The organism is Amycolatopsis speibonae (genome assembly GCF_042647925.1).
GTDB classification, from domain to species: Bacteria; Actinomycetota; Actinomycetes; order Mycobacteriales; family Pseudonocardiaceae; genus Amycolatopsis; species Amycolatopsis speibonae.
This window is the reverse complement of sequence record NZ_JBHRWK010000044.1, coordinates 43,280-63,990: the sequence shown is the minus strand read 5'-3', so window position 1 is coordinate 63,990 and position 20,711 is coordinate 43,280. Positions and strand designations below refer to the sequence as shown.

Sequence of the window (20,711 nt, the reverse complement as noted above, 5' to 3'; positions counted from 1 at the left end):
GTCACTCCTTCACTCAGGAAGTACTGACCGGGAACCGCAGTTCGAAGATCGCGCCGCCCTCGTCCGCGTTGTAGACCGCCAGCGTGCCGCCGTGCGACTGGGCGACCCACCGCACGATGGACAGCCCGAGCCCGGAAGACCCGCCGGTGCTGGCGAACCTGTCGAAGGCCTCGCCCGCCATCGTGGTGTCGATACCGGGGCCGTGGTCCGCGACGGTCACGGTGCCGCCGGCGACGGTCAGGTGCACGAACGCCTTCGCGCCCGGCTGGCGGCCGTAGCGCATGGCGTTGTCGAGGAGGTTGCCGATCGCCCGTTGCAGCAGCGTGGGGTCGGCGTCGATCTTCGTGGGAGCGGCGGTGACGGTGACTTCGGCGCCTTCGGTCGCGGTGTCCTCGACCACGCCCACCACCAGCTGGTCGAGCCAGATCGGCTGGATGTTCAGTTGTTCCACGCCGGCGGCGAGCCGGGCGCGGACGAGCAGGTCGTCGATGATCCCGCCCATTCTCGCGGCGAGGCGGACGGTCCGCGGCAGGAGTTCCGCCGACTGGGCGGGGTTGGCCATCGCGGTTTCGGCGAGCGCGCGCAGGGCCGCGACAGGGGTGCGGAGGTCGTGCGCGGTTTCGGCGAGCAGGACTTCCTGTTGCTGCAAGGCCGCGGCCGCGGGCCGGATCGAGCGGCCGGACAGGAGGTGGCCCGCGAAGCCCAGTACCGCTACCAGCAGCACGGTGCCGCCGATCACCAGCAGCGTGAACCGGGTGTGCGCGTCGTCTTCGGTCGCGGTGGGCAGCACCGCGACGACGGCCGCGAACACCTTGCCGTCGCCGTCGCGCAACGGTTCCGCGCGGACCTTGACCATCGCGCCGTCGGTGCCCTTTTGGTGACCCTGCACCAGCTTGCCGCCTCGCACCGCTTCGGTGGCGAGGCCGTTCAGCAACTGTTCGCTCATCGGGACACAGATCGCCCGCGAGAGGTGTGCTGGGAAAGCGGGTGCGCTCCCGGGCAGGATCGCGAACTGAGGGCAGCGGTCGTTCAGCACGTCGGTGTTGACCAAGCCGAGGTCGATGGTGCCGTCGAAGGCGACCAGCCTGCTGACCGACGCCGTGACCTTGCTCAGCTCGGCGTCGATCCGATCTTCGCCCTGGTCGCTGTCCGCGCTGATGAGCAGCCACGCGAACACGACCAGCCCGAGGGTGTTCATCACGGTGAACAACGCGGTCAGCGTCCAGCGCAGTCTGCGCAGCCGATCGGCCGAGGACTGGGTGTTCATCGGGTGCCCAGCCGGTAGCCGAGCCCGCGGACGGCGTGGATCAGTTCGGGTTCCTTCAACTTGCGGCGCAACCGCTTCACCACCACGTCGACCACATTGGACATCGGATCGGCCTGCGCGTCCCAGCAGTGCTCGATCAGATCCGCCCGCTGCACCGGCAGCCCGGCCCTGGTCAGCAGGTATTCGAGCACCGCGTACTCCTTGTTGGTCAAGGTCAGCAGCACGCCCGCCCGGCGCACTTCGCGCCGCGCGCAGTCCATCACCAGATCCTCGTGGTGCAGCACCGAGGGCCGGTCGAACGCGGACCGGCGGCACAGGTTCGCCACCCGCTCGGTCAGTTCGGCCATCACGAACGGTTTCACGAGATAGTCGTCGCCGCCGTGTTCGAAGCCGGCCACCCGGTCGGCGAGCCCGTCGCGGGCGGTGAGGAACAGCACCGGCGCCCGCCAGCCCAGCTGCCGTCGCATGTGGACGTAGGAGATGGCGTCGCCGTCCGGCAGCATCCGGTCGAACACCACGCAGTCGTGGTGCGTACCGCGCAGCAACCTGTCGGCGGTCGCGATGTCTCCCGCGTCGTCGACGGCGAAACCCGCCGAGCGCAGCTGTGTGACCAGCGCGAGGCGCAGATTCCCGTCGTCTTCGACGACCATCACCCGTGTCATCAAAACCTCATGTTCGGACAGCGAAAGTAGACGCATGCAGTTCCGCGGTGCCCCTGAACGCTAACGCCTCAGGTGGCCATCGCCGCCCGGAAGGCGGGGAACTGGCATGAACAGGACGTCGTTCGGCACCGCGCCGGGGGAAGAGGGAGGTACCTGCGATGACCGTGCAGACCGGCCAGCTCAGCCTGGTCACGGGAGCGGGCCCGGGCAGCGACCGGGCGGGGCTCGGCGAGTTGCTCGCGGAAGCGACCGGCGAGGTGCTCGTCATGAGCACGGGAACGGACACCGCGTTCCAGCGGATCGCGCTCGCGAACGTGCGCCCCGGCGTACGCCACAAGGTGCTCTTCCCCGACTCCGCGCGGATGTCCGGCGCGCTCAACCGGATTTCGCGAGCCGGGGCCGAGGTGCGGACCGACGCCGAGGTCCCGATGGACGCGCTGGTGATCGACCGGACCTCGGTCGTCCTCCCCGCGGACGGCAGGCAGGCCGGTTCCGCGGTGTTCCGGCTGCCCGGTGTGGTCACCGCGACGGTCGGGCTGTTCGAGCGCATCTGGCAGGCCGCCGCCCCGCTCGTCCCGCTGGACCTCCAGGAGCCTGAGAACGCTTCGATCCTGAGCTGCCGCGAGCAGGAGCTGCTGACGCTGCTCTTCTCCGGCACGACCGACGAATCCGCCGCCGCGCGGCTCGGCATCTCGGTGCGTACGGTGCGCCGGATGGTCGCCGACATCATGAACCGGCTCGGCGCCCGCAGCCGGTTCCAGGCCGGCGCCAAGGCCGTCGACCGCGGCTGGCTGATGGCGAAGGCGGGCTGATGACCACCTCGACCCCCGGTCGTGTCCTGCTGGTGGCGCGACGGCCCGGCGCGTATCCGACCATCGGCGACGCCTTGGCGGAGGCTTCCGACAACGCCGTCATCACCATCGAAGGTGGCGAATACGCGGAAACCGCCGAACTGACCGGCCTGCGGGTGACCCTGGCCGCGGCCGACGGCGCCACCGTCGTCGTCGACGGCAGGGGCGCCGACAGGCCCGTTTTCCGCACCACCGGCGGAACGCTCGTCCTCGAAGGGATCGAGATCCTGGCGGGTGACGCTTCCGCGATCCACGCCGACGACACGGAACTGACCGTCCGGCGCTGCACCGTCTCCGGTGGGCGCGGCCCGGCGATCGCGATCCGCGGCCTGACGGCGTTCACCGTGACCGGCTCCGTGATTTCGGCGGCGGAGCAGGGGATCCTCGTCGACGGTTCGCCCGGCAGGATCGAGAACACCACCGTGGAAGACGTGACGGGGGACGGGATCACCCTCGGCCAGGGCGCCGATCCGGTCGTGACCGGCTGCACGGTGACCGGGTGCGGGCTGCGCGGCGTCTACGTCTATCAGTACGCCCGGCCGAGCATCGAGAACTGCGTGATCTCGCGCACCGGTCACGAGGGGATCGCCGTGGCGCACCACGGGGTGCCGGTGATCGAGCGCTGCACGGTCACCGACACACGCGGACCGGGGATCGCGTTCGCGTCCGGCTGCGGTGGTGAGATCTCCGCCTGCCGGGTCACCAACACCGCGGAACCGGGGATCGCGATCGCCGAAGGAGCGACGCCGAAGGTCAGCGAAGCCGCGGATCCCGGCACCGCCGGCGACAGCGCCCTGGACGAGATGCTCGCCGAACTCGACGCGATGATCGGCCTTCCCGAGGTCAAGGAAGAGGTCCGTGCGCTGGTCGACGAGTTGCAGGTCAACGAATGGCGCCGCCGGGCCGGGCTGCCGGTCGGCGCCGCCGGGCACCATCTGATCTTCGCGGGCGCGCCGGGGACCGGCAAGACGACGGTCGCGCGGATCTACGGAAAACTGCTGAAGGCTCTGGGAGTCCTGCCGATCGGCGAGTTCCGCGAGGTGTCCCGCCGCGATCTCGTCGGGCAGTACATCGGGCACACCGCGGAGAAGACCGCGACCGTGTTCGAGGAGGCCAAAGGCGGCGTCCTGTTCATCGACGAGGCGTACACGCTCACCCGGCTCGCCGGTTCCGGCGGCGACTTCGGTCAGGAGGCGATCGACACCCTGGTCCCGTTGATGGAGGACCATCGCGACGAGGTGGCGGTGATCGTGGCCGGGTACACCGACGAGATGGTCGACTTCCTCGCCGCCAACCCCGGTCTCGCGTCCCGTTTCGGCAAGACGATCGAGTTCGAGAACTACAACCCCGCCGAACTGCTCGCCATCTTCGGGCGGATGGCGGCCGCCGGGGACTACGAACTCGACCCCGGCGCCGCCCCGGTGCTCACCGACCACTTCCGGCGCGTTTCCGGGGACGTCAACTTCGGCAACGCGCGGGACGCGCGGCTGCTGTTCGAGAAGGCGCGCACGGCTCAGTCCCAGCGCTTGCGGCTGATGGGCCGGATGCCCGCGCTCGAAGAACTGCGCGGGTTGCACGTGGCCGACGTGGAGGCGGCCATCGCACGATAACGTGCCAGTGTGCGGGTGCTGGTGACCGAAGACGACGAAAACTTGCGGGTGGCGCTGGAATTCGCCCTGCGCGGCGACGGTTTCGCGGTGGACACCGCCGCCGACCTGCCCGGCGCCGACGAGGCGCTGATGGTGAACGCCTACGACTGCGCGGTGTTCGACCGGATGCTGCCCTCGGGCGACGCGTTGCTGTACGTGCGGAACCGGCGCGGCGCGGGATGGCCGCTGCCGGTGCTGTTCCTGACCGCGCGCGACAGTGTCGCCGACCGGATCGACGGGCTGCGCGTCGGCGGCGGCGACTACCTGGTCAAGCCGTTCGCCATGCCGGAACTGATCGCCAGGGTGCGCAGCCTGTGCCGCCGCGACATGGCCGGGCAGGCGGTGATCCTGCGATGCGCCGACGTCGAACTCGACACCGGCAGGCACCAGATCTCGCGGGCGGGCGTGCTGCTCACCGTGACCCGCAAGGAATACCTCGTGATGGAACGGCTGATGGCCGCGACCGGACGGCCGGTCTCGCGGCGGGAGCTGATCCGGTACGCGTGGGACGAGATGGCGGACCCGGCGTCGAACGTGCTCGACGTCGTCATCGCGCGGCTGCGGCGGAAGCTGAAGGATCCGCCGCTGATCCACACCGTGCGAGGGTCGGGCTACCGCATGGCGCCCCTTTAGCGGGACGCGTTTCGGCGAGAGCGCATCAGGTGTCACTGGGGTCACGGGAGTCACAGCGGCAACAGTCGTGAGTGGCAAGTGGGGTTTTGAGGGAAGGGCAAGCGCTTCATTGGAGGCATTCCGGGGTCGGTGGGCTCGGTGTCGTGAAGGCCCCCTTGAAGACGTTCAACGTCCTGAAGGACCCCTTCAGGACAGTCGGGTAGCGCAGGTCTGGGACCACCGGAACCCAGCGGGGTGACGCGAAGGGAACCTTCCCCGAATCCGACGCGGCGAAAGTCCCCATCACCAGCCCGACACGGTTGTCCTGCTCCTCAAGAGAACCCGAATCGCCACTCACGACCACCTGGACCCACGCTATTCCGGGCCTCAGCCGAACCCTCAGACCCGGCTGAACTCCATCACCCAGTTCGATTCCCAGGTCTTCCCGCCATCAGCCGAGAACTCCTGCTCCCACCGCGCCGACGTCGCGGTGATCTCCGACCAGATGAAGTGCGTCTTGATCGGCCGCCCGTCGTGGGTGTCGTCGCCGTAGAAGTCGCCTCGCCCGTCGGCGAAAGTGCCCACCACCGGCGGATAGAGCAGCCCGGTCCGGCTGCTCGCCCAGTAGATCGACCACTCCTTCCTCTCGACGTCGAACAGGCGCGGGGTGAAGCCGCTGCTGCCCAGCGTCGGGAAAACGATCTCCTCGGTGTTGCCGCCGCCCCCGAAGATCGGCAGGCAGGTGGAGGTCCCGGGGAACTCGTATCAGTCGTCACCGTCCTCGAAAAGGGTCTTCAGCCGTCGAAATCGTTCATGCCGACGATCTTGCGGCGCCTTCACTGACATCTTCTGTCAGCGGTCGCTGGCAGACTTCGGATCGTGCGTGCCGGCCGGATGATGTCCCTCCTGTTGCTGCTGCGGAACCGGGGGAAGATGAGCGCGGCCAGGCTGGCCGCGGAACTCGGCGTGACCGCGCGCACCGTCCCCGTGACGTCGAGGCGTTACTCAAACTGACGGCCGCGTTGCCGACGCCGTACCGGGAGGCGTCGACGCGGATCCGGCAACGGTTCCATCTCGACGCGCCCGGCTGGTACTCCGAAGCCGAACCGGTGCCGCTGCTGACCGCCGTGGCGGAAGCGCTGTGGCGGGGCCAGGTCATCGAGATCCGGTACCGCCGCTGGTCGCCGGAACCCGGCGTCGTCACGCGGCGGCTGCATCCGCTGGGGCTCGTGCTCAAGGCCGGGGTCTGGTACCTCATCGCCGCCCGCCGGAACCAGCCGCGCACCTACAAGGTCGCCTCGATCCAGCGGTCGCGGACGCTGCCGGAGAAGGCCGAACGGCCCGAGGGATTCGCACTCTCCGCGTTCTGGCGGGCACATGTCGAAGGCTACGAAGAGGCGGAGGAGACCGAGACCGCGCTCATCCGCCTGTCGCCGCGGGGGATCGCCGCCCTGCCGGACGTCCTCGGCCCCGGGCCGTGCGACTGGCCCGCCGCACCCTCACCGAGGATGACGCCGAAGGCCGGCGGCGCGCCAGGATCCCGATGGAGAGCGTGCCCCACGCCACCGCCGGGTTGCTCAGGCTCGGCATCGACGCCCAGGCGCTGGAGCCCGCCGCGCTGGTCGCCCACCTGACCGAGACCGTGCGCGCGATGGCCGGCCTCTATCCGGGCGGCTGAGGCCGCTCCGGATGTGCCATGCTCGACAGCGCACGAGGCGGCGAAACCGAGAGGTGACGAGGGTGTCCATCTGGGCAGGCGTGATCAATTTCGTCCGGGCGCGGTACGAGGTGCTCGAAGAGCGGGACGGCTGGCTCCGGTTCCGGGTCGACACCGGGGAAGGCCGCGGCCAGCAGGTGTCGTTGCACCACTTGCCCGACCACGACGGCGCGGAGTGGGTGGAGATCTCGTCCCCGGTCGGCTGGGCCGACAAGATCGATCTGCGCCGCCTGCTCGAACTGGCGGGCGGTGACTCGGTCGGCGGCGCGGCGGTGGTGGACGGTGTCGCTCTGCTCAAGCACACGATCCCGCTGGTCGATCTGAACCTGCGGAACGAGTTCGAACATCCGCTGAAGTCCCTCGTCACGCGTGCCGACACACTCGAACACGAGCTGACCGAGGCCGACGAGTTCTGATAGGACGGTCCGGACCGCGAGAAGGCCCCCTTGCCGTGAGCGAGGGGGCCTTCTCATGCGTCCGGACGGCTCAGAGGCGCTCCTGCAGCGCGTCCGCGGCGGCGAGCAGGTCCGCGGCCCAGCGCGCTCCCGGCTTGCGCCCTATCCGTTCGATGGGCCCGGAAACCGACACCGCGGCGACGACGGTGCCCGTCGAATCCCGGACCGGCGCCGAGACACTCGCCACACCGGGTTCCCGTTCCGCCACGCTCTGGGCCCAGCCGCGACGGCGGACCTCGAGCAGGGTGCGCTCCCCGTACACGGCTTCGGAAAGGATCGTCCGCTGCGTGTGCGGATCCGACCACGCGGCGAGCACCTTCGCACCGGATCCCGCCGTCATCGGCAGTCGCGAGCCGATCGGCACCGTGTCACGGAGACCGCTGGGCGGCTCCGCGGTCGAAACGCAGACGCGCTGGACGCCGTCGCGACGGTAGAGCTGAACGCTTTCCCCGGTGATGTCGCGTAATTTCGGCAGCACCGAACCGGCCGCGTCGAGCAGCGGATCGGTCGAACCGCCCGCCAGTTCCGCGAGCGCTGTCCCCGGCCGCCAGCGCCCGTCGGGGCCGCGGCGCAACAGGCGATGCACCTCGAGCCCGACCGCCAGCCGATGCGCCGTCGCGCGCGGCAAACCGGTCCGCGTGCACAGTTCCGCCAGGCCACAAGGATCTTCGGCCACGGCCTGAAGCACGGCCACGGCCTTGTCGAGTACTCCGATACCGCTATGCTGTCCCACAAGCCGATACTATCTTCCCGAAGTTTGAGATGTCCAGATGGTGGGAAGTACCGATTTCACCGCATGTGAGGAGCCGGAAATGCCCCGGACACTGGCCGAGAAAGTGTGGGAGTCGCACCTGGTGCGGCGCGGCGAGGGGGCCGAGCCGGACCTGCTCTACATCGACCTGCACCTGCTGCACGAGGTCACCAGCCCGCAGGCCTTCGACGGACTCCGCCTGGCGGGCCGGAAACTGCGCCGCCCCGACCTCACCATCGCGACCGAGGACCACAACGTCCCGACGATCGACATCGAGCTGCCGATCGCGGATCCCGTGTCCCGTACCCAGGTCGACACCCTTCGCAACAACTGCAAGGAGTTCGGCGTCCGGCTGCACCCGATGGGCGACGCCGAGCAGGGCATCGTGCACGTCATCGGCCCGCAGCTGGGCCTGACCCAGCCCGGGATGACCGTGGTGTGCGGCGACAGTCACACCTCGACGCACGGCGCTTTCGGCGCGATGGCCTTCGGGATCGGCACCTCCGAGGTCGAACACGTGATGGCCACCCAGACGCTGCCGCTCCGTCCATTCAAGACGATGGCCATCACGGTCGATGGTGCCCTGCGGCCCGGTGTCACGGCGAAGGACATCATCCTCGCGGTGATCGCGAAGATCGGCACCGGCGGCGGACAGGGCTACGTCCTCGAGTACCGCGGCGAAGCCATCGAAAACCTGTCGATGGAAGCCCGGATGACGGTCTGCAACATGTCCATCGAAGCCGGCGCGCGCGCCGGGCTCATCGCCCCGGACGAGACGACGTTCGAGTACCTGAAGGGCCGTGCGCACGCGCCGCAGGGCGCCGACTGGGACGCCGCCGTCGAGAACTGGCGCGAACTCCGCACCGACGGCGACGCCGTCTTCGACGCCGAGGTGCGCCTGAACGCCGACGAGCTCACGCCTTTCGTGACCTGGGGCACGAACCCGGGCCAGGGGCTCCCGCTGGGCGCCGAGGTGCCCGACCCCGAGCGCATCGGCGACGAGAACGAGCGCATCGCCGCTGAAAAGGCCCTGTCCTATATGGACCTGAAGCCGGGCACGCCGCTGCGGGAGATCGCGGTGGACACCGTTTTCCTCGGCTCTTGCACGAATGGCCGTATCGAGGATCTGAGGGCCGCCGCGGACGTCCTGCGCGGGCACAAGGTCGCCGGGTCGGTCCGGATGCTCGTCGTCCCCGGCTCGATGCGGGTCCGCCAGGCGGCCGAGGCCGAAGGGCTGGACCAGGTCTTCACCGAAGCGGGCGCGGAATGGCGTCAGGCGGGCTGCTCGATGTGCCTCGGCATGAACCCGGACCAGCTCAAGCCGGGCGAGCGCAGCGCGTCGACCTCGAACCGCAACTTCGAAGGCAGGCAGGGCAAGGGCGGCCGGACGCACCTGGTCTCGCCCCTCGTGGCGGCCGCGACGGCCGTGCGGGGAACCCTGTCCAGCCCCGAAGACCTGCAGCCCGCCACCGCCCGCTGACCGCGCTGACATCGCTGACATCGCTGACATCCGCGAAGGAGTTCCCACCATGGACGCGTTCACCCACCACACCGGCGTCGGGGTCCCGCTGCGCAGGTCCAACGTGGACACTGACCAGATCATCCCGGCGGTCTACCTCAAGCGCGTGAGCCGCACCGGCTTCGAGGACGGGCTCTTCGCCGCCTGGCGCTCCGACGAGTCGTTCATCCTCAACCAAGAGCCCTTCACCAGCGGTTCGGTCCTGGTCGCGGGCCCGGACTTCGGCACCGGTTCCTCCCGCGAGCACGCGGTCTGGGCCCTGATGGACTACGGCTTCCGTGCCGTGATCTCGTCCCGGTTCGCGGATATCTTCCGCGGCAACTCGGGCAAGCAGGGCCTCGTGGCCGCCGAAGTCGCCCAGGCGGACGTCGAACTGCTGTGGAAGCTGCTCGAAAACGAGCCTGGGACGGAGGTCACGGTGGACCTCGAGTCGAAGACGGTACGAGCCAAGGACTTCACCGCGCCCTTCCAGATCGACGACTACACCCGCTGGCGGATCCTCGAAGGGCTCGACGACATCGCCCTGACACTCCGCCACGCGGAGGAGATCGACACTTTCGAGATTCAGCGCCCCTCCTGGAAGCCGGTGACCCTCCCGGCGGCCACCTCCTAGGCCTGGTCAAAGGGGGCGGATTCCCTTGCTGAGCAGGGAATCCGCACCCCGGCCGAGGGTCCTTCGCAGAGCCCCGAAACCGCACCGAACGGCACCTCGAGAGGCCCCGGAGGGGTCCCTCAAGAGGCGGAACAGCCCCCGAGGCAAGGGAAATTTCCGCGCGTCGTTTGGAATTTGTGCTGCATTGGTAATACCGTGTGCGCTAAGTCGGCCGACGGGGCCGTGTACAACAAGTTCTTCTTGGAGGACTGGAATGGCCAACAAGGCCCAGCTGATCGAGGCGCTGTCGGAGCGCCTGGGCGACAAGAAGGTCGCGTCGGAGGCCGTCGATGGCCTTGTCGACATCATCATCCGGACGGTCAACAAGGGCGAGAAGGTGAACATCACCGGCTTCGGTGTGTTCGAGAAGCGCGCCCGCGCCGCCCGTACCGCGCGGAACCCGCGCACCGGTGAGACCGTTCGCGTCAAGAAGACCAACGTGCCCGCCTTCCGCGCCGGCACGACCTTCAAGGACGTCATCAGCGGTTCGAAGAAGCTGCCGAAGGCCACCGCTGTGAAGCGCGCGACCGCCGGCACCACCACCACTCGGGCCGCCGCCACCCGCGCGACGACGACCCGGACGGCCGCCAGCCGCCCGGCCGCGACGCGTACCACCACCACGCGGACGCGCGCCGCCGCTGCCACCAAGGCCGCCGCGAAGCCGGCCGCCAAGGCGACCGCGACCAAGGCACCGGCCAAGACGACCGCCGCCAAGGCGGCGCCGAAGACCGCGGCCAAGGCCACGACTCGCGCCACCACGGCCAAGAAGGCGACCGCCACCAAGGCCGCCGCGAAGCCGGCCGCCAAGGCTCCCGCCGCCAAGGCTCCCGCCAAGAAGGCTCCGGCCAAGCGGACTTCGGCGGCTGCGAAGAAGAAGTAAGCTCTCTCCACGAGTGAGCCAACGGCAGGGCCCCGCGCACGGCGCGGGGCCCTGCCGCATTTTTCGGCCCGGAACCCGTCGGAGCCGGACCGATCACCGCGAAATGCGCCTGTCAGTGCGTTGCGGCCGTCTCCTTTCCTCACAACGCCCTTGAGCGGGGGTGCCGGGGAATAAAGGGGCCTGGAACGGATCCGCGGCGTTCTGTGGACGAATGTGGCGCGCCTATGGCGATTGCTTCGCGACGGTCACCCCGATGGCGCATCGTCCCGTTCCGCCGGACCGCCCGGCCGCACTCCCCGAAGCGTCCTCCACAGTGGAGAGACGATCGGTGTCGCCGCTGGACAGCGCCCTGCGGCTCCCCGCGCTGACGCGGTGTCGGAACTCACGTCGCGGCGGATCCACCTACCCACAGGCACTTCAGACTCGGCGAGTTCCGCTTCCCTGGCACACGGCCGGAGTAGCGGCACGTCACCCACGTGGGGGAGTCGCACCGGGAAAGTGGTGCGAACGCCCGGATGACAGGTCCGTGAAGGCCTCCTTCCCTACCTTCAGAGTAGGAAAGGAGGCCTTCACGGCCAGGTGAGCGCCTGAGCGTCGACCGGCATCGCCGCCGGGCACAACGCCTCCCGCCCACCGGACCATCCCTTCGCCCTTGGCGCGTGAAGGCCCCCATCCCGAGGGGAAGGGGGCCTTCACACGAATCGAGCGTCAGCGATGCGCCGGAGCGGGCGTGGGCAAAGGCGACGCGAAGTAGTCCGCGGCCACCAGCACCGGCCCGTCCTCTTCGGTCGGAGCGCGGAAGGACAGCACCCAGAACGAGCCCTTCTTCGACGGCACCACACCGCCGCGCGCGGCGGGCAGGTCGACGCCGTCGCGGTCGGCCAGCGCGCTGACCACGTCCGGGATCACGCCGCCCTGACTGGAGACCACCGGCGTCCCGCCGTCACCGGCGATGGCCAGCAGCCGCGCGACACCGAGCACCGGGTCCGGCCAGTAGCCCTCTTCCGACAGCAGCGGCTCGTGCCGGACCTCGGTCCCGAGATCCTCGGCGAGCCCGTTCACCGTCTGGACGCAACGAAGCCTCGGCGCCGAGAGCACCCTGTCCGGCGCGTAGTGCCGCAGCAAGGAACGCAGCGCTTCGGCCTGACGCTGACCCGCGTCCGAAAGCGGCCGCAGGTCGTCGTCGCCGTTCCACTCGTCACGCTTACCCGCTTTGGCGTGCCGCACCAGGATCACCGTGGTGAGCGCGGGCGGCAGCGCGGAGAACTCGCGCAGCACCCGGACGTCCCCGGGCCGCGTCAGCAGTTTCTCCGCCACCTCCGCGTCGAGCCAGCGAAGTTCGTCGACTTCCTCGTTCGGCGCGAACTCGCCGGAAGCCGCGTGCGCGGAGAAGTAGTCGACGGTCTTCGGCGCTCCCGCCACGGTGTATTCGGTCCGCACCAGATACCGGCCGAGCACCGCTTCGAATCCGGTCTCCTCCGCGATCTCGCGGACCGCGGCCTCCGCGATGGTCTCGCCCGGATCCAGCTTTCCCTTCGGCAGCGACCAATCGTCGTAGCGCGGCCGGTGGACCAGCGCGACCTCGATCCGGTCCCCGGCGCGACGCCAGAGGACGGCGCCCGCCGCCCGCACGACCCCGCTCATCCGGCGGCTCCGTGCCGCTTCGCGAGCTCGACCTGGTGATCGCGGACGTCGTCCCCGGAGGCGGGGAACGGGGTCCACTCGCCGGTGGCGGCCAGCACCCAGCAGCGGGTGGCCGGGTGCAGCGCGGATTCGAAGATGTAGTCCAGCTGCGCCGTCAGTTTCGGATCCTTGACCCGCACCAGCGCCTCGATCCGGCGATCCAGGTTGCGGTGCATCATGTCCGCGCTGCCGATCCAGTGCGTGCCGCCCGCGCGGAAGTTGAAGATGCGCGAGTGTTCCAGGAACCGCCCGAGGATCGAGCGCACGTGGATGTTCTCGCTCAGTCCTTCCACTCCCGGCTTCAGCGCGCAGATCCCGCGCACCACGATGTCGACGGGCACTCCGGCCTGCGATGCGTGGTACAGCGCGTCGATGATCTGCTCGTCGACGAGCGAGTTGCACTTGAGCCGGATCCCGGCGGTCTGGCCGGCGCGGGCGAGTTCGATCTCCTCGCCGATCGCGCGCACGATGCCGCGGCGGATCCCGTGCGGCGAAGTGAGGATGTTGCGGTAGGTGTCCTGGCGGGAGTACCCGGTGAGCACGTTGAACAGGTCCGTCAGGTCCGCGCCGATCGTCGGGTCGGCGGTCAGGATGCCGAGGTCCTCGTACAGCCGCGCGGTCTTCGGGTTGTAGTTGCCGGTGCCGATGTGGCAGTAGCGGCGGATGGTCGAACCCTCCTGGCGCACCACCATCGACACCTTGCAGTGCGTCTTCAGCCCGACGAGCCCGTACACCACGTGCACGCCGGCGCGTTCCAGCGTGCGGGCCCAGGTGATGTTGGCCTGCTCGTCGAACCGCGCCTTGATCTCGACCAGCGCGACGACCTGCTTGCCCGCCTCGGCGGCGTCGATCAGCGCGTCGACGATCGGGGAGTCGCCGGAGGTGCGGTACAGCGTCTGCTTGATCGCCAGCACCTTCTCGTCCGCGGCGGCTTGCTCGATGAACCGCTGGACGCTGGTGGAGAACGAGTCGTACGGGTGGTGCACGAGGACGTCGCCCTCGCGCAGCGTCGCGAACACCGACTTCGGCGTCTCGCGCTCACCGAACGCCGGATGCGTCGCCGGGACGAAAGGGCGGTCCTTGAGTTCCTTCCGGTCGACACCGGACAACTGGTGCAGGCAGGTCAGATCCAGCAGACCGGGGACCTCGACGACGTCGCGCGGGTCGACCTCCAGCTCGCGCAGCAGCAGTTCGAGCATGTGCTCGCTCATGTCCTGCGCCACTTCGAGCCGCACCGGCGGGCCGAACCGGCGCTGGGCCAGTTCGCGTTCCAGGGCCTGGAGAAGGTCCTCGTCCCGGTCTTCCTCGACCTCGAAGTCCGCGTTGCGGGTGACCCGGAAGGCGTGGTGCTCGGTGACCTCCATCCCGGTGAACAGCTCGCCGAGGTGGGCGGCGATCAGTTCCTCCAGCGGAAGGAAGGTGGCTGTGCGGACCTCCCTCGGCTGCTGCTCGATGCGCATCAGGCGCGGCACGTTGCTCGGGACCTTGACGCGCGCGAACCGCTCGGTGCCCGCCTCCGGGTCCCGGACGGTGATCGCGAGGTTGAGCGAAAGGCCGGAGATGTAGGGGAACGGGTGCGCGGGATCCACGGCCAGCGGTGTGAGCACCGGGAAGATCTGCTCGCTGAAGTAGTTGGACAGCCGGAGCTGGTCGGCGCCGGTGAGGTCGTTCCAGCCGACGATGTGGATGTCTTCGTCGGCCAGCTGCGGCCGCAAGTGCAGCTCGAAGGCGTTCGTGTGCCGCTCGACCAGATCCTGGTTGCGCTTGGCGATGTAGGCCAGCTGCTCGCGCGGGGTGAGCCCGTCCGCGCTGCGGACCGGGAGACCGGTCTCGTCGCGGCGCTTCAGCCCGGCGACCCGAACCATGTAGAACTCGTCCAAATTGGACGCGAAGATGGCCAGGAACTTGGCGCGTTCGAGCAGCGGCTGCGACTCGTCCTCGGCCAGCGCGAGCACGCGCGCGTTGAAGTCCTGCCACGACAGCTCACGGTTGAAGTACCGGTCGTCGGGCAGTGTTTCGACGGCGGTGGGCGCCGAAGTCACCGCGGGAGGCGCGCCCGGCAGCGAGCGGAACTCCTGCGCGGGACGGCTGGCCGAACCGCCGCGGGTCGCCCGGATGGCCGCGCGCGGAGCCGAGCTGTTGGTCTTTCCGGCCCGGGACGGTTTCGCCGTGCCGTTGTCCGGTTCCGGTTTCGCGGCGGAGGTCTTCCGCTTCCTTGCCGAGTTCGGGGTGCCGCCGTCGTTTGTGCTCACGGGCTTCATTGTTCACCACTCGGCGCGATTATGTGCGCCGCGCGCGGGTCCGCGGGGTGAACTCTCGTCACATCACCACGCAGGGTGTTCCCAACAGGGTTGAAGTGCGCTTTCCGACACCGAGGGTGCGGACGTGAGCGAGATCATCCGAGGTGTCCACGTCCGCGCGGAGTGATTCCGCGGCGATCGTGAGCGGGGTCGCACCGGACGCGGTGTGCGCCCGCGCGGAACCCTCGCCGAACCGGGGTGCCAGCGCACGGCCCGCCCCCGCGAGCAACAGCGTCGTGCCCGTTCCCTGCCGGTCCGCGGCGAACGCCCGGCGCCCGGCGGCCTCGGCGAGGGCGGCGGTGAGGTCTTCGGTCCGCAGCGCGGGCAGGTCGGCCTGCAGGGCACCGACCAGACCGGACGGCGTATCCCGGCGGAGCAGCTCTTCGCCGTACCGCAGGGCCGCGTTCAATCCGCCCCCCGACGGCTCGGTGACGATCTCGACGCCCAACTCGGTGAGCTCCGCCACCGACGCCGGGTCGGCGGCGACCACCAGCACCCGGCGGACCCCGTCCGCCGAGGTCGCCGCGGACAGCGTGTCGTAGGCCAGCGCCAGCACCAGTTCGGCGTGCCGCTCGGGCACGACCGCGCCGCGAAGCCGCGACTTGCCCTGCGCCGGGCGTTTCATCGGCACGATCAGGTCGGTACCCACACTGTCCACATCTGCATTCTTACCCGACCCTCCCTGGACCGCGCTCGCGTGCGCGCGGCAGGATCAGTGCTCTGGGACGACACGTGTGACTTCGAGGAGGACGAATTGGCCCGGCGTGAGAAGGGCGGCATCTGGGTGGGCATCGCCGCCGCACTGTTCTACCCGGCGACGGCCATCGGCAAGCGGGTCTACCGCAACGCCGGTCGGATCCCCCGCGAAGGCGGCGCGCTGCTCCTGCTCAACCACGTGTCCCACATGGACCCGGTGGTGGACGCGGTGTTCGTGCACCGCCAGAAGCGGGTGCCGCGTTTCCTCGGCAAGGAGAGCCTGACCAGGACGCCGCTGTTCGGCAAGATCTTCGTCGGGGCGGGGCAGATCCCGGTTTCGCGGGGTTCGAAAGCCGCGGGGGACAGCCTCAAGGCCGCTCACCAGGCGCTGCGGGACGGCAAGATCGTGGTGATCTACCCCGAGGGGACGATCACCAAGGACCCGGACGGCTGGCCGAAGAAGCCGTTCACCGGCGCCGCGCGGCTCGCGCTGGAGACCGACGTGCCGGTGATCCCGGTCGCGCGCTGGGGCACGAACCACATCTTCAACGGCTACACGAAGAAGTTCACGCCGTTCCCGCGCAAGAAGATCACGCATCTGGTCGGTGAGCCGATGGACCTCTCGGCCTACAAGGACGGGTCCACGCGCAGCGCGTCCAAGCTGCGCGAGGTCACCGATCTGATGATGACCGACATCACCACCCTGCTCGCGGACATCCGCCAGGAGGAACCGCCCGCGAAGAAGCCGGGGGAAGACGCCTGATGGCCGAGGTCCAGCGTGTGACCGTGCTCGGCGCCGGATCGTGGGGGACGGCGTTCGCCAAGGTGCTCGGCGACGCCGGACGTGACGTGACCATTTGGGCCCGGCGGCCCGAGGTCGCGGCCGAAATCCGGGATCGGCATCTCAATTCGTCCTATTTACCCGATATCGAACTGCCGGAGCGGATCACCGCGACGGCGGATCCGGCCGAGGCCCTCGACGGCGCGCAGGCCGTGGTCCTCGCGGTGCCGAGCCAGACGTTGCGGACCAATCTGTCGGAGTGGTCCGGTCTGTTGCCGTCCGACGCGATCCTGGTGAGCCTCGCGAAGGGCGTCGAACTGGGCACGCTCAAGCGGATGAGCGAGGTCATCGCCGAGATCGCCCGGGTCGACGACGGGCAGATCGTGGTCGTGTCCGGGCCGAACCTGGCGAAGGAGATCGCGCTGGGGCAGCCGGCGGCGGCGGTGCTCGCCTGCACCGACCATGACAACGCCAAGGCGATCCAGCAGGCGAGCTTCAACCAGTACTTCCGGCCGTACACCAACACCGACGTCGTCGGCTGCGAGCTGGGCGGGGCGTGCAAGAACGTCATCGCGCTCAGCTGCGGCATGGCGGCGGGGCTGGGGCTGGGCGCCAACACCGTGGCCACGCTGATCACCCGCGGGCTGGCCGAGATGGCCAGGCTCGGCGCGAAACTCGGGGCCGACCCGCTGACCTTCGCCGGGCTGGCGGGCGTCGGCGACCTGGTGGCGACGTGCTCGTCGCCGTTGTCGCGCAACCGGACCTTCGGCGAGCGGCTCGGCCGGGGCGAGACGCTGGAGCAGGCGTTGGCGGCCACCGGCGGTCAGGTCGCCGAGGGCGTCAAGTCGTGCACGTCGATCCGGGAGCTTTCGCTGAGCCTCGGCGTCGACATGCCGATCACCGACGCGATGCACCGCGTCTGTTACGAAGGTGTCGACCCGCGGCGTGCCGGAGCCGAGCTGCTCGGACGGTCGCAGAAGCACGAGTGGTCCTGAGAAAGACCGCAGGATCGCGACAGACCGCGCCCGATTCGTGCTGCGAGCATGGATCGCGGGTGCAGAACTCACGGTCCACGGTGTGAGATCGGTTGACCGCCGGGCTCCGCACTGGTTCGCTGAGGGCATGTTCGCACGTGGGATGACTGTGTCGCGGGGCCTCTCGGGTCTTGGCGCGGTCGCGTGCGCGTGTCTCTGTTGTCGGTGAACCCCGCCCCGGCCCAGATCGACACCTTCTTTCCTTTGCGAGGACTCCTTCATGTTCGCCGTCCCGGACAACACGCTCGTCATTCCCGAAAACCCCGCCCTGCGCCACCCGGTGCGCGTCGCGCTCGAATTCGCCGCGGACCGTGACCGCTGGCGGCACTTGCTGCGCTACGACCCCGAGGAGCGTTTCTCCGCCCTCGTCGAGGCGGACGAACTGCAGGAGATCTGGTTGATGAGCTGGCTGCCCGGCCAGTACACCGACCTGCACGACCACGAATTCGCCGCGGGCGCGTTCACCGTGGTCGGCGGGAAGCTGAGCGAGACGGTCGCCCGGCGCGCGTCCGACGGCCGGGCGGTGACGGAGCTGCATTCGCTGTCGGAAGGCCAGTCGCGCGTCTTCGGTCCGGGCTACATCCACGAGGTGCGCAACGACGGGCCGGACCCCGCCGTGAGCGTGCACGTCTACCGGCACCAGCCGCGCACCATGCGCCCGTACCACCTGGACCCCATCACCGGCCCCATCCGGGACTGACGCTTCCCGCATTTAGTCCTCTGAATGCGTTCCTTGCGCGTGCGACTACCGCATCCAGAGGACGGAACGCGGGGCTTCAGGCGAGGTCGCCGCGCAGGCGGAATTCGGCCTCGACGCGGTCTCGCGAGGCACCGGTGGCGAGCAGGGTGTGCAGCAGGAGCCGGGATTTGCGCGGGTCCAGCCAGCCCGCCATCGTCGCGCCCATCGCGATCAGGTCGGACTCCGAACCGCGGAAGCCGTAGGTACCGCGGAACGTCGGCCCCGCGCCGGTCCGGCCGGCGACCACGATCGGCACCTCCGGCAGCACGCGCTCGATCACGTCGGCGGACCCCGCCGAAACGTGCCCGGCGCCGTTCGCGGCGAGCACCACTCCCTTGACCCCGGCCTTGACCAGCGTCTCCAGGAGTTCGCCGGTGTCTTCGACGCCGCTTTCGACGATCGGGACCAGCCCGGAGAAGTCCGCGTTCTCCAACGGCAACGCCGCCGGACGGGCGGCGACCGGGTGGAAGTAGTGCACCAAACCCTCGCTGACCAGCGCGAGCGGCCCGGCGGGATTCGAGGAGAACGCCTCGACGTGGCTCGAATGCGTCTTGCGGACCCAGCGTCCGGCGTGGACGTCGTCGTTGAACACGACCAGCGAGCCGCGGCCCCGGCTGCGGGGATCGGCGGCGACGGTCAGCGCCGCGAGCAGGTTCCCCGCGCCGTCCGCGCTGGGCAGACTGGGGTTGCGCATCGCGCCGGTGATCACGATCGGGGCCTCGGAAGCCCACGTCAGCTCGAAGAAGTACGCGGTCTCTTCGAGCGTGTCCGTGCCCTGGACCACGACAACGCCTTCAGCGCCTTCGTCGACGGCTCGGGCGGCCCAGTCGCGGGTCCTGATCAGGGTCGCGAAGTCCATCGAAGCGCTGGAGATCCCCGCGAGCGTCTCCGCGCGGACGTCCATCTCGAGGTTCTCGCCCAGGTCGCCGAGCAGGTCGGCGGCGGTGAGCCGGGGGACGGCGTGGTCTTCACCGTCACCGGGGACCATGGAGATGGTGCCGCCCAGGGCGGCGACGGCGACAAGGGGCCGTCGGGGATCACTCGACATGCTTCGCATTCTTCAAAGTCGGCCGGACCCGGCGCAAGTAGTCCGCTGAATGCGGGACGCCGTGAAGGCCTCCTTCCCTACTCTCAAGGTAGGGAAGGAGGCCTTCACGGACTGCCGGACACCTCGGTGAGGGGCCGGCGCATTCAGAGGACTAAACGCGTGGGAAGCCGGAGCTCAAGCCCGCTTAACGGCTTCGATGGTGAAACTCGCCGCCAGCCGCTGTGGATTCTCCGAAAGCCGCCATTCCTCGGTCGCCTCGACCGGGGTCATGAACCCGGGCAGCGCGTTCCACGGCACGCTGTCGTGTTCCACCAGCCGCGTCAGCGTCAGCCCCGCGTCGAGCAGCGAGGTGACGATCTGGCCCAGCCCGTGGTTCCACTCGTGCGTCCGGTTGTTCTCGAACGTGACATCGGTGTCCACATAGGTCCCCGGCACGTCGAATACCAGCGGTTCGGCCTGCTCGAAGTACGGGAAGCGCGGAGTGATCTGCGGCTGAGTCTCGTCGAGGGTGCCCAGCATCGGGTGCATGTCCCGGATGAACAGCCGTCCGCCCGGCCGCAGCAACGCCGCGACGACCTGTCCCCAGCGGGCGATGTCGGGCAGCCAGCAGATCGCGCCGATTCCCGTGTAGACGAGGTCGAATTCCCCGGCGCCCAGGACGTCGGCGGCACTGTACACATCGGACTCGTGGTAGTCGATCTCCGCGCCGGTCTCGGCCGCGAGCCGTCGCGCGATCTCCAGCGCGGGGGCGGAGAAGTCGAGTCCGGTCATCCGCGCGCCGAGGCGGGACAAGGAAAGCGTGTCCGTGCCGATGTGGCACTGCAGGTGCACTCCGCGCGCACCGGAGACGTCGCCGAGCAGCGGCCGGTCGAAGGTGACCACACCACTGAGGTGCGCGGGATCCGCGACGAACCGTTCGTAGCCGTAATCCGCCGAAGCGGCGTGGGCCGGAGCGCGTTCGTCCCAGTTCGCGCGGTTGACGGTGACGTAGTCCGTCACGAGGTCGCGGCCTTTTCCGCGGCGCTGCGCAGCACGCAGAATTCGTTGCCTTCGGGGTCGCCGAGGACGGCCCAGCCGGTGCCGTCCGGCTTGCGCCGGTCGTGCAGCAGCGTCGCGCCGAGCTTCAGCAGGCGTTCCACCTCTTCGTCGCGCGGGATGTCGGGTTCGAGGCAGAGGTGGATGCGGTTCTTCGTCGTCTTCGGCTCGGGGACCTGCCCGAAGAACAGCGTGACACCGTTGTCCAGCATGATGATCGCTTCGGGATCGCCGGGCACGTCGTCGTCGGCCATCGGTTTGCCGACGACCTCGCTCCAGAACCGCCCCAGTTCGTAGGCGTCGGCGCAGTCGAAGAAGAAGTTTTGCACTACAGAAGCCATGAGTCCGCAGTCTGCCTGAGCCCGCGGGCCCCTGCCACC

General features: G+C 69.4%; 22 protein-coding genes and 1 pseudogene. 13 read left to right on the top strand and 10 right to left on the bottom strand.

Translation table 11 applies throughout. The annotated features are described in order from the left end of the window. Window positions 1–13 precede the first annotated feature (13 nt). Window positions 14–1,267 (bottom strand): sensor histidine kinase, encoded by a 1,254-nt coding sequence (locus tag ACFOSH_RS26470; protein WP_378241763.1) that lies wholly within the window; start codon window positions 1,265–1,267, stop codon window positions 14–16. Further along, window positions 1,264–1,929, bottom strand: a complete 666-nt coding sequence (locus ACFOSH_RS26465; protein ID WP_378241762.1) for a response regulator transcription factor — start codon at window positions 1,927–1,929, stop codon at window positions 1,264–1,266. Before ACFOSH_RS26465 ends, ACFOSH_RS26470 begins: the two co-directional genes overlap by 4 nt. A gap of 158 nt (window positions 1,930–2,087) precedes the next feature. On the opposite strand from ACFOSH_RS26465, the gene ACFOSH_RS26460 reads away from it, so the two are divergent. The 3 genes from ACFOSH_RS26460 to ACFOSH_RS26450 are packed head-to-tail and all read left to right on the top strand — an operon-like array spanning window position 2,088 to window position 5,062. Then, window positions 2,088–2,741 (top strand): helix-turn-helix transcriptional regulator, encoded by a 654-nt coding sequence (locus ACFOSH_RS26460; protein WP_378241761.1) that lies wholly within the window; start codon window positions 2,088–2,090, stop codon window positions 2,739–2,741. Next, a complete protein-coding gene (locus ACFOSH_RS26455) occupies window positions 2,741–4,390 on the top strand; it encodes a right-handed parallel beta-helix repeat-containing protein (protein ID WP_378241760.1) in 1,650 nt (549 codons plus the stop codon). The genes ACFOSH_RS26460 and ACFOSH_RS26455 overlap by 1 nt, the downstream gene beginning before the upstream one ends. A gap of 9 nt (window positions 4,391–4,399) precedes the next feature. Beyond that, on the top strand, window positions 4,400–5,062 hold the full coding sequence (locus ACFOSH_RS26450; protein ID WP_378241759.1) for a winged helix-turn-helix domain-containing protein: 663 nt from the start codon (window positions 4,400–4,402) through the stop codon (window positions 5,060–5,062). Between the two features lie 378 nt (window positions 5,063–5,440). Here ACFOSH_RS26450 and ACFOSH_RS26445 read toward each other — a convergent pair whose 3' ends face one another. Continuing rightward, the gene (locus ACFOSH_RS26445) at window positions 5,441–5,626 is read right to left on the bottom strand and encodes a hypothetical protein (protein WP_378241758.1); all 186 of its coding nucleotides are present in this window, start codon (window positions 5,624–5,626) and stop codon (window positions 5,441–5,443) included. A 294-nt stretch (window positions 5,627–5,920) separates the two neighbouring features. Here ACFOSH_RS26445 and ACFOSH_RS26440 point away from each other — a divergent pair, with 294 nt between their 5' ends. The 4 genes and pseudogenes from ACFOSH_RS26440 (at window position 5,921) to ACFOSH_RS26425 (ending at window position 7,174) form a co-directional block, all read left to right on the top strand. Continuing rightward, window positions 5,921–6,055: a hypothetical protein gene (locus ACFOSH_RS26440; protein WP_378241757.1), complete on the top strand. Its 135-nt coding sequence runs from the start codon at window positions 5,921–5,923 to the stop codon at window positions 6,053–6,055. Window positions 6,056–6,150: 95 nt separating this feature from the next. Then, window positions 6,151–6,291: pseudogene (locus ACFOSH_RS45150) on the top strand (WYL domain-containing protein); the annotation flags it as partial. Between the two features lie 227 nt (window positions 6,292–6,518). Further along, complete coding sequence (locus ACFOSH_RS26430) at window positions 6,519–6,719, top strand: WYL domain-containing protein (RefSeq protein WP_378241756.1); 201 nt, start codon at window positions 6,519–6,521, stop codon at window positions 6,717–6,719. 62 nt (window positions 6,720–6,781) lie between these two features. Beyond that, entirely contained in the window at window positions 6,782–7,174 is a 393-nt protein-coding gene (locus ACFOSH_RS26425; protein ID WP_378241755.1) for a hypothetical protein, read from the top strand. Window positions 7,175–7,244: 70 nt separating this feature from the next. On the opposite strand, the gene ACFOSH_RS26420 is transcribed toward ACFOSH_RS26425, so the two are convergent. Further along, entirely contained in the window at window positions 7,245–7,946 is a 702-nt protein-coding gene (locus ACFOSH_RS26420) for an IclR family transcriptional regulator (protein WP_076162773.1), read from the bottom strand. Between the two features lie 79 nt (window positions 7,947–8,025). Between ACFOSH_RS26420 and leuC the strand changes: the two genes are divergently transcribed. The 3 genes from leuC to ACFOSH_RS26405 all read left to right on the top strand — a co-directional run bounded on the left by leuC (window position 8,026) and on the right by ACFOSH_RS26405 (window position 11,015). Then, window positions 8,026–9,444, top strand: coding sequence for a 3-isopropylmalate dehydratase large subunit (gene leuC / locus ACFOSH_RS26415; RefSeq protein ID WP_378241754.1), 1,419 nt, complete (start codon window positions 8,026–8,028; stop codon window positions 9,442–9,444). A gap of 49 nt (window positions 9,445–9,493) precedes the next feature. After that, window positions 9,494–10,096: a 3-isopropylmalate dehydratase small subunit gene (gene leuD / locus ACFOSH_RS26410; protein WP_378241753.1), complete on the top strand. Its 603-nt coding sequence runs from the start codon at window positions 9,494–9,496 to the stop codon at window positions 10,094–10,096. 253 nt (window positions 10,097–10,349) lie between these two features. Beyond that, a complete protein-coding gene (locus ACFOSH_RS26405) occupies window positions 10,350–11,015 on the top strand; it encodes an HU family DNA-binding protein (protein ID WP_378241752.1) in 666 nt (221 codons plus the stop codon). Window positions 11,016–11,723: 708 nt separating this feature from the next. Here the strand turns inward: ACFOSH_RS26405 and ACFOSH_RS26400 are convergent. The 3 genes from ACFOSH_RS26400 to cofC are packed head-to-tail and all read right to left on the bottom strand — an operon-like array spanning window position 11,724 to window position 15,647. Continuing rightward, window positions 11,724–12,659: an NUDIX hydrolase gene (locus ACFOSH_RS26400; RefSeq protein WP_378241751.1), complete on the bottom strand. Its 936-nt coding sequence runs from the start codon at window positions 12,657–12,659 to the stop codon at window positions 11,724–11,726. Further along, complete coding sequence (locus ACFOSH_RS26395) at window positions 12,656–14,959, bottom strand: RNA degradosome polyphosphate kinase (RefSeq protein WP_378241750.1); 2,304 nt, start codon at window positions 14,957–14,959, stop codon at window positions 12,656–12,658. The genes ACFOSH_RS26400 and ACFOSH_RS26395 overlap by 4 nt, the downstream gene beginning before the upstream one ends. 58 nt (window positions 14,960–15,017) lie before the next feature. Further along, a complete protein-coding gene (gene cofC, locus ACFOSH_RS26390) occupies window positions 15,018–15,647 on the bottom strand; it encodes a 2-phospho-L-lactate guanylyltransferase (protein WP_378241920.1) in 630 nt (209 codons plus the stop codon). 66 nt (window positions 15,648–15,713) lie between these two features. Here cofC and ACFOSH_RS26385 point away from each other — a divergent pair, with 66 nt between their 5' ends. The 3 genes from ACFOSH_RS26385 to ACFOSH_RS26375 all read left to right on the top strand — a co-directional run bounded on the left by ACFOSH_RS26385 (window position 15,714) and on the right by ACFOSH_RS26375 (window position 18,209). Beyond that, window positions 15,714–16,457 carry a lysophospholipid acyltransferase family protein gene (locus tag ACFOSH_RS26385; protein WP_378241749.1) on the top strand — a complete coding sequence of 248 codons (744 nt, stop codon included), beginning with the start codon at window positions 15,714–15,716 and terminating at the stop codon, window positions 16,455–16,457. Continuing rightward, the gene (locus ACFOSH_RS26380) at window positions 16,457–17,470 is read left to right on the top strand and encodes an NAD(P)H-dependent glycerol-3-phosphate dehydrogenase (RefSeq protein ID WP_378241748.1); all 1,014 of its coding nucleotides are present in this window, start codon (window positions 16,457–16,459) and stop codon (window positions 17,468–17,470) included. The genes ACFOSH_RS26385 and ACFOSH_RS26380 overlap by 1 nt, the downstream gene beginning before the upstream one ends. A gap of 259 nt (window positions 17,471–17,729) precedes the next feature. Then, entirely contained in the window at window positions 17,730–18,209 is a 480-nt protein-coding gene (locus ACFOSH_RS26375) for a cysteine dioxygenase (protein ID WP_378241747.1), read from the top strand. A 76-nt stretch (window positions 18,210–18,285) separates the two neighbouring features. Here ACFOSH_RS26375 and ACFOSH_RS26370 read toward each other — a convergent pair whose 3' ends face one another. From ACFOSH_RS26370 to ACFOSH_RS26360, 3 genes are all read right to left on the bottom strand, one after another. Continuing rightward, window positions 18,286–19,296 carry an asparaginase gene (locus ACFOSH_RS26370; RefSeq protein ID WP_378241746.1) on the bottom strand — a complete coding sequence of 337 codons (1,011 nt, stop codon included), beginning with the start codon at window positions 19,294–19,296 and terminating at the stop codon, window positions 18,286–18,288. A 174-nt stretch (window positions 19,297–19,470) separates the two neighbouring features. Beyond that, complete coding sequence (locus tag ACFOSH_RS26365) at window positions 19,471–20,295, bottom strand: class I SAM-dependent methyltransferase (RefSeq protein ID WP_378241745.1); 825 nt, start codon at window positions 20,293–20,295, stop codon at window positions 19,471–19,473. Beyond that, complete coding sequence (locus ACFOSH_RS26360) at window positions 20,292–20,672, bottom strand: VOC family protein (RefSeq protein WP_378241744.1); 381 nt, start codon at window positions 20,670–20,672, stop codon at window positions 20,292–20,294. Before ACFOSH_RS26360 ends, ACFOSH_RS26365 begins: the two co-directional genes overlap by 4 nt. Between the last annotated feature and the right edge of the window lie 39 nt (window positions 20,673–20,711).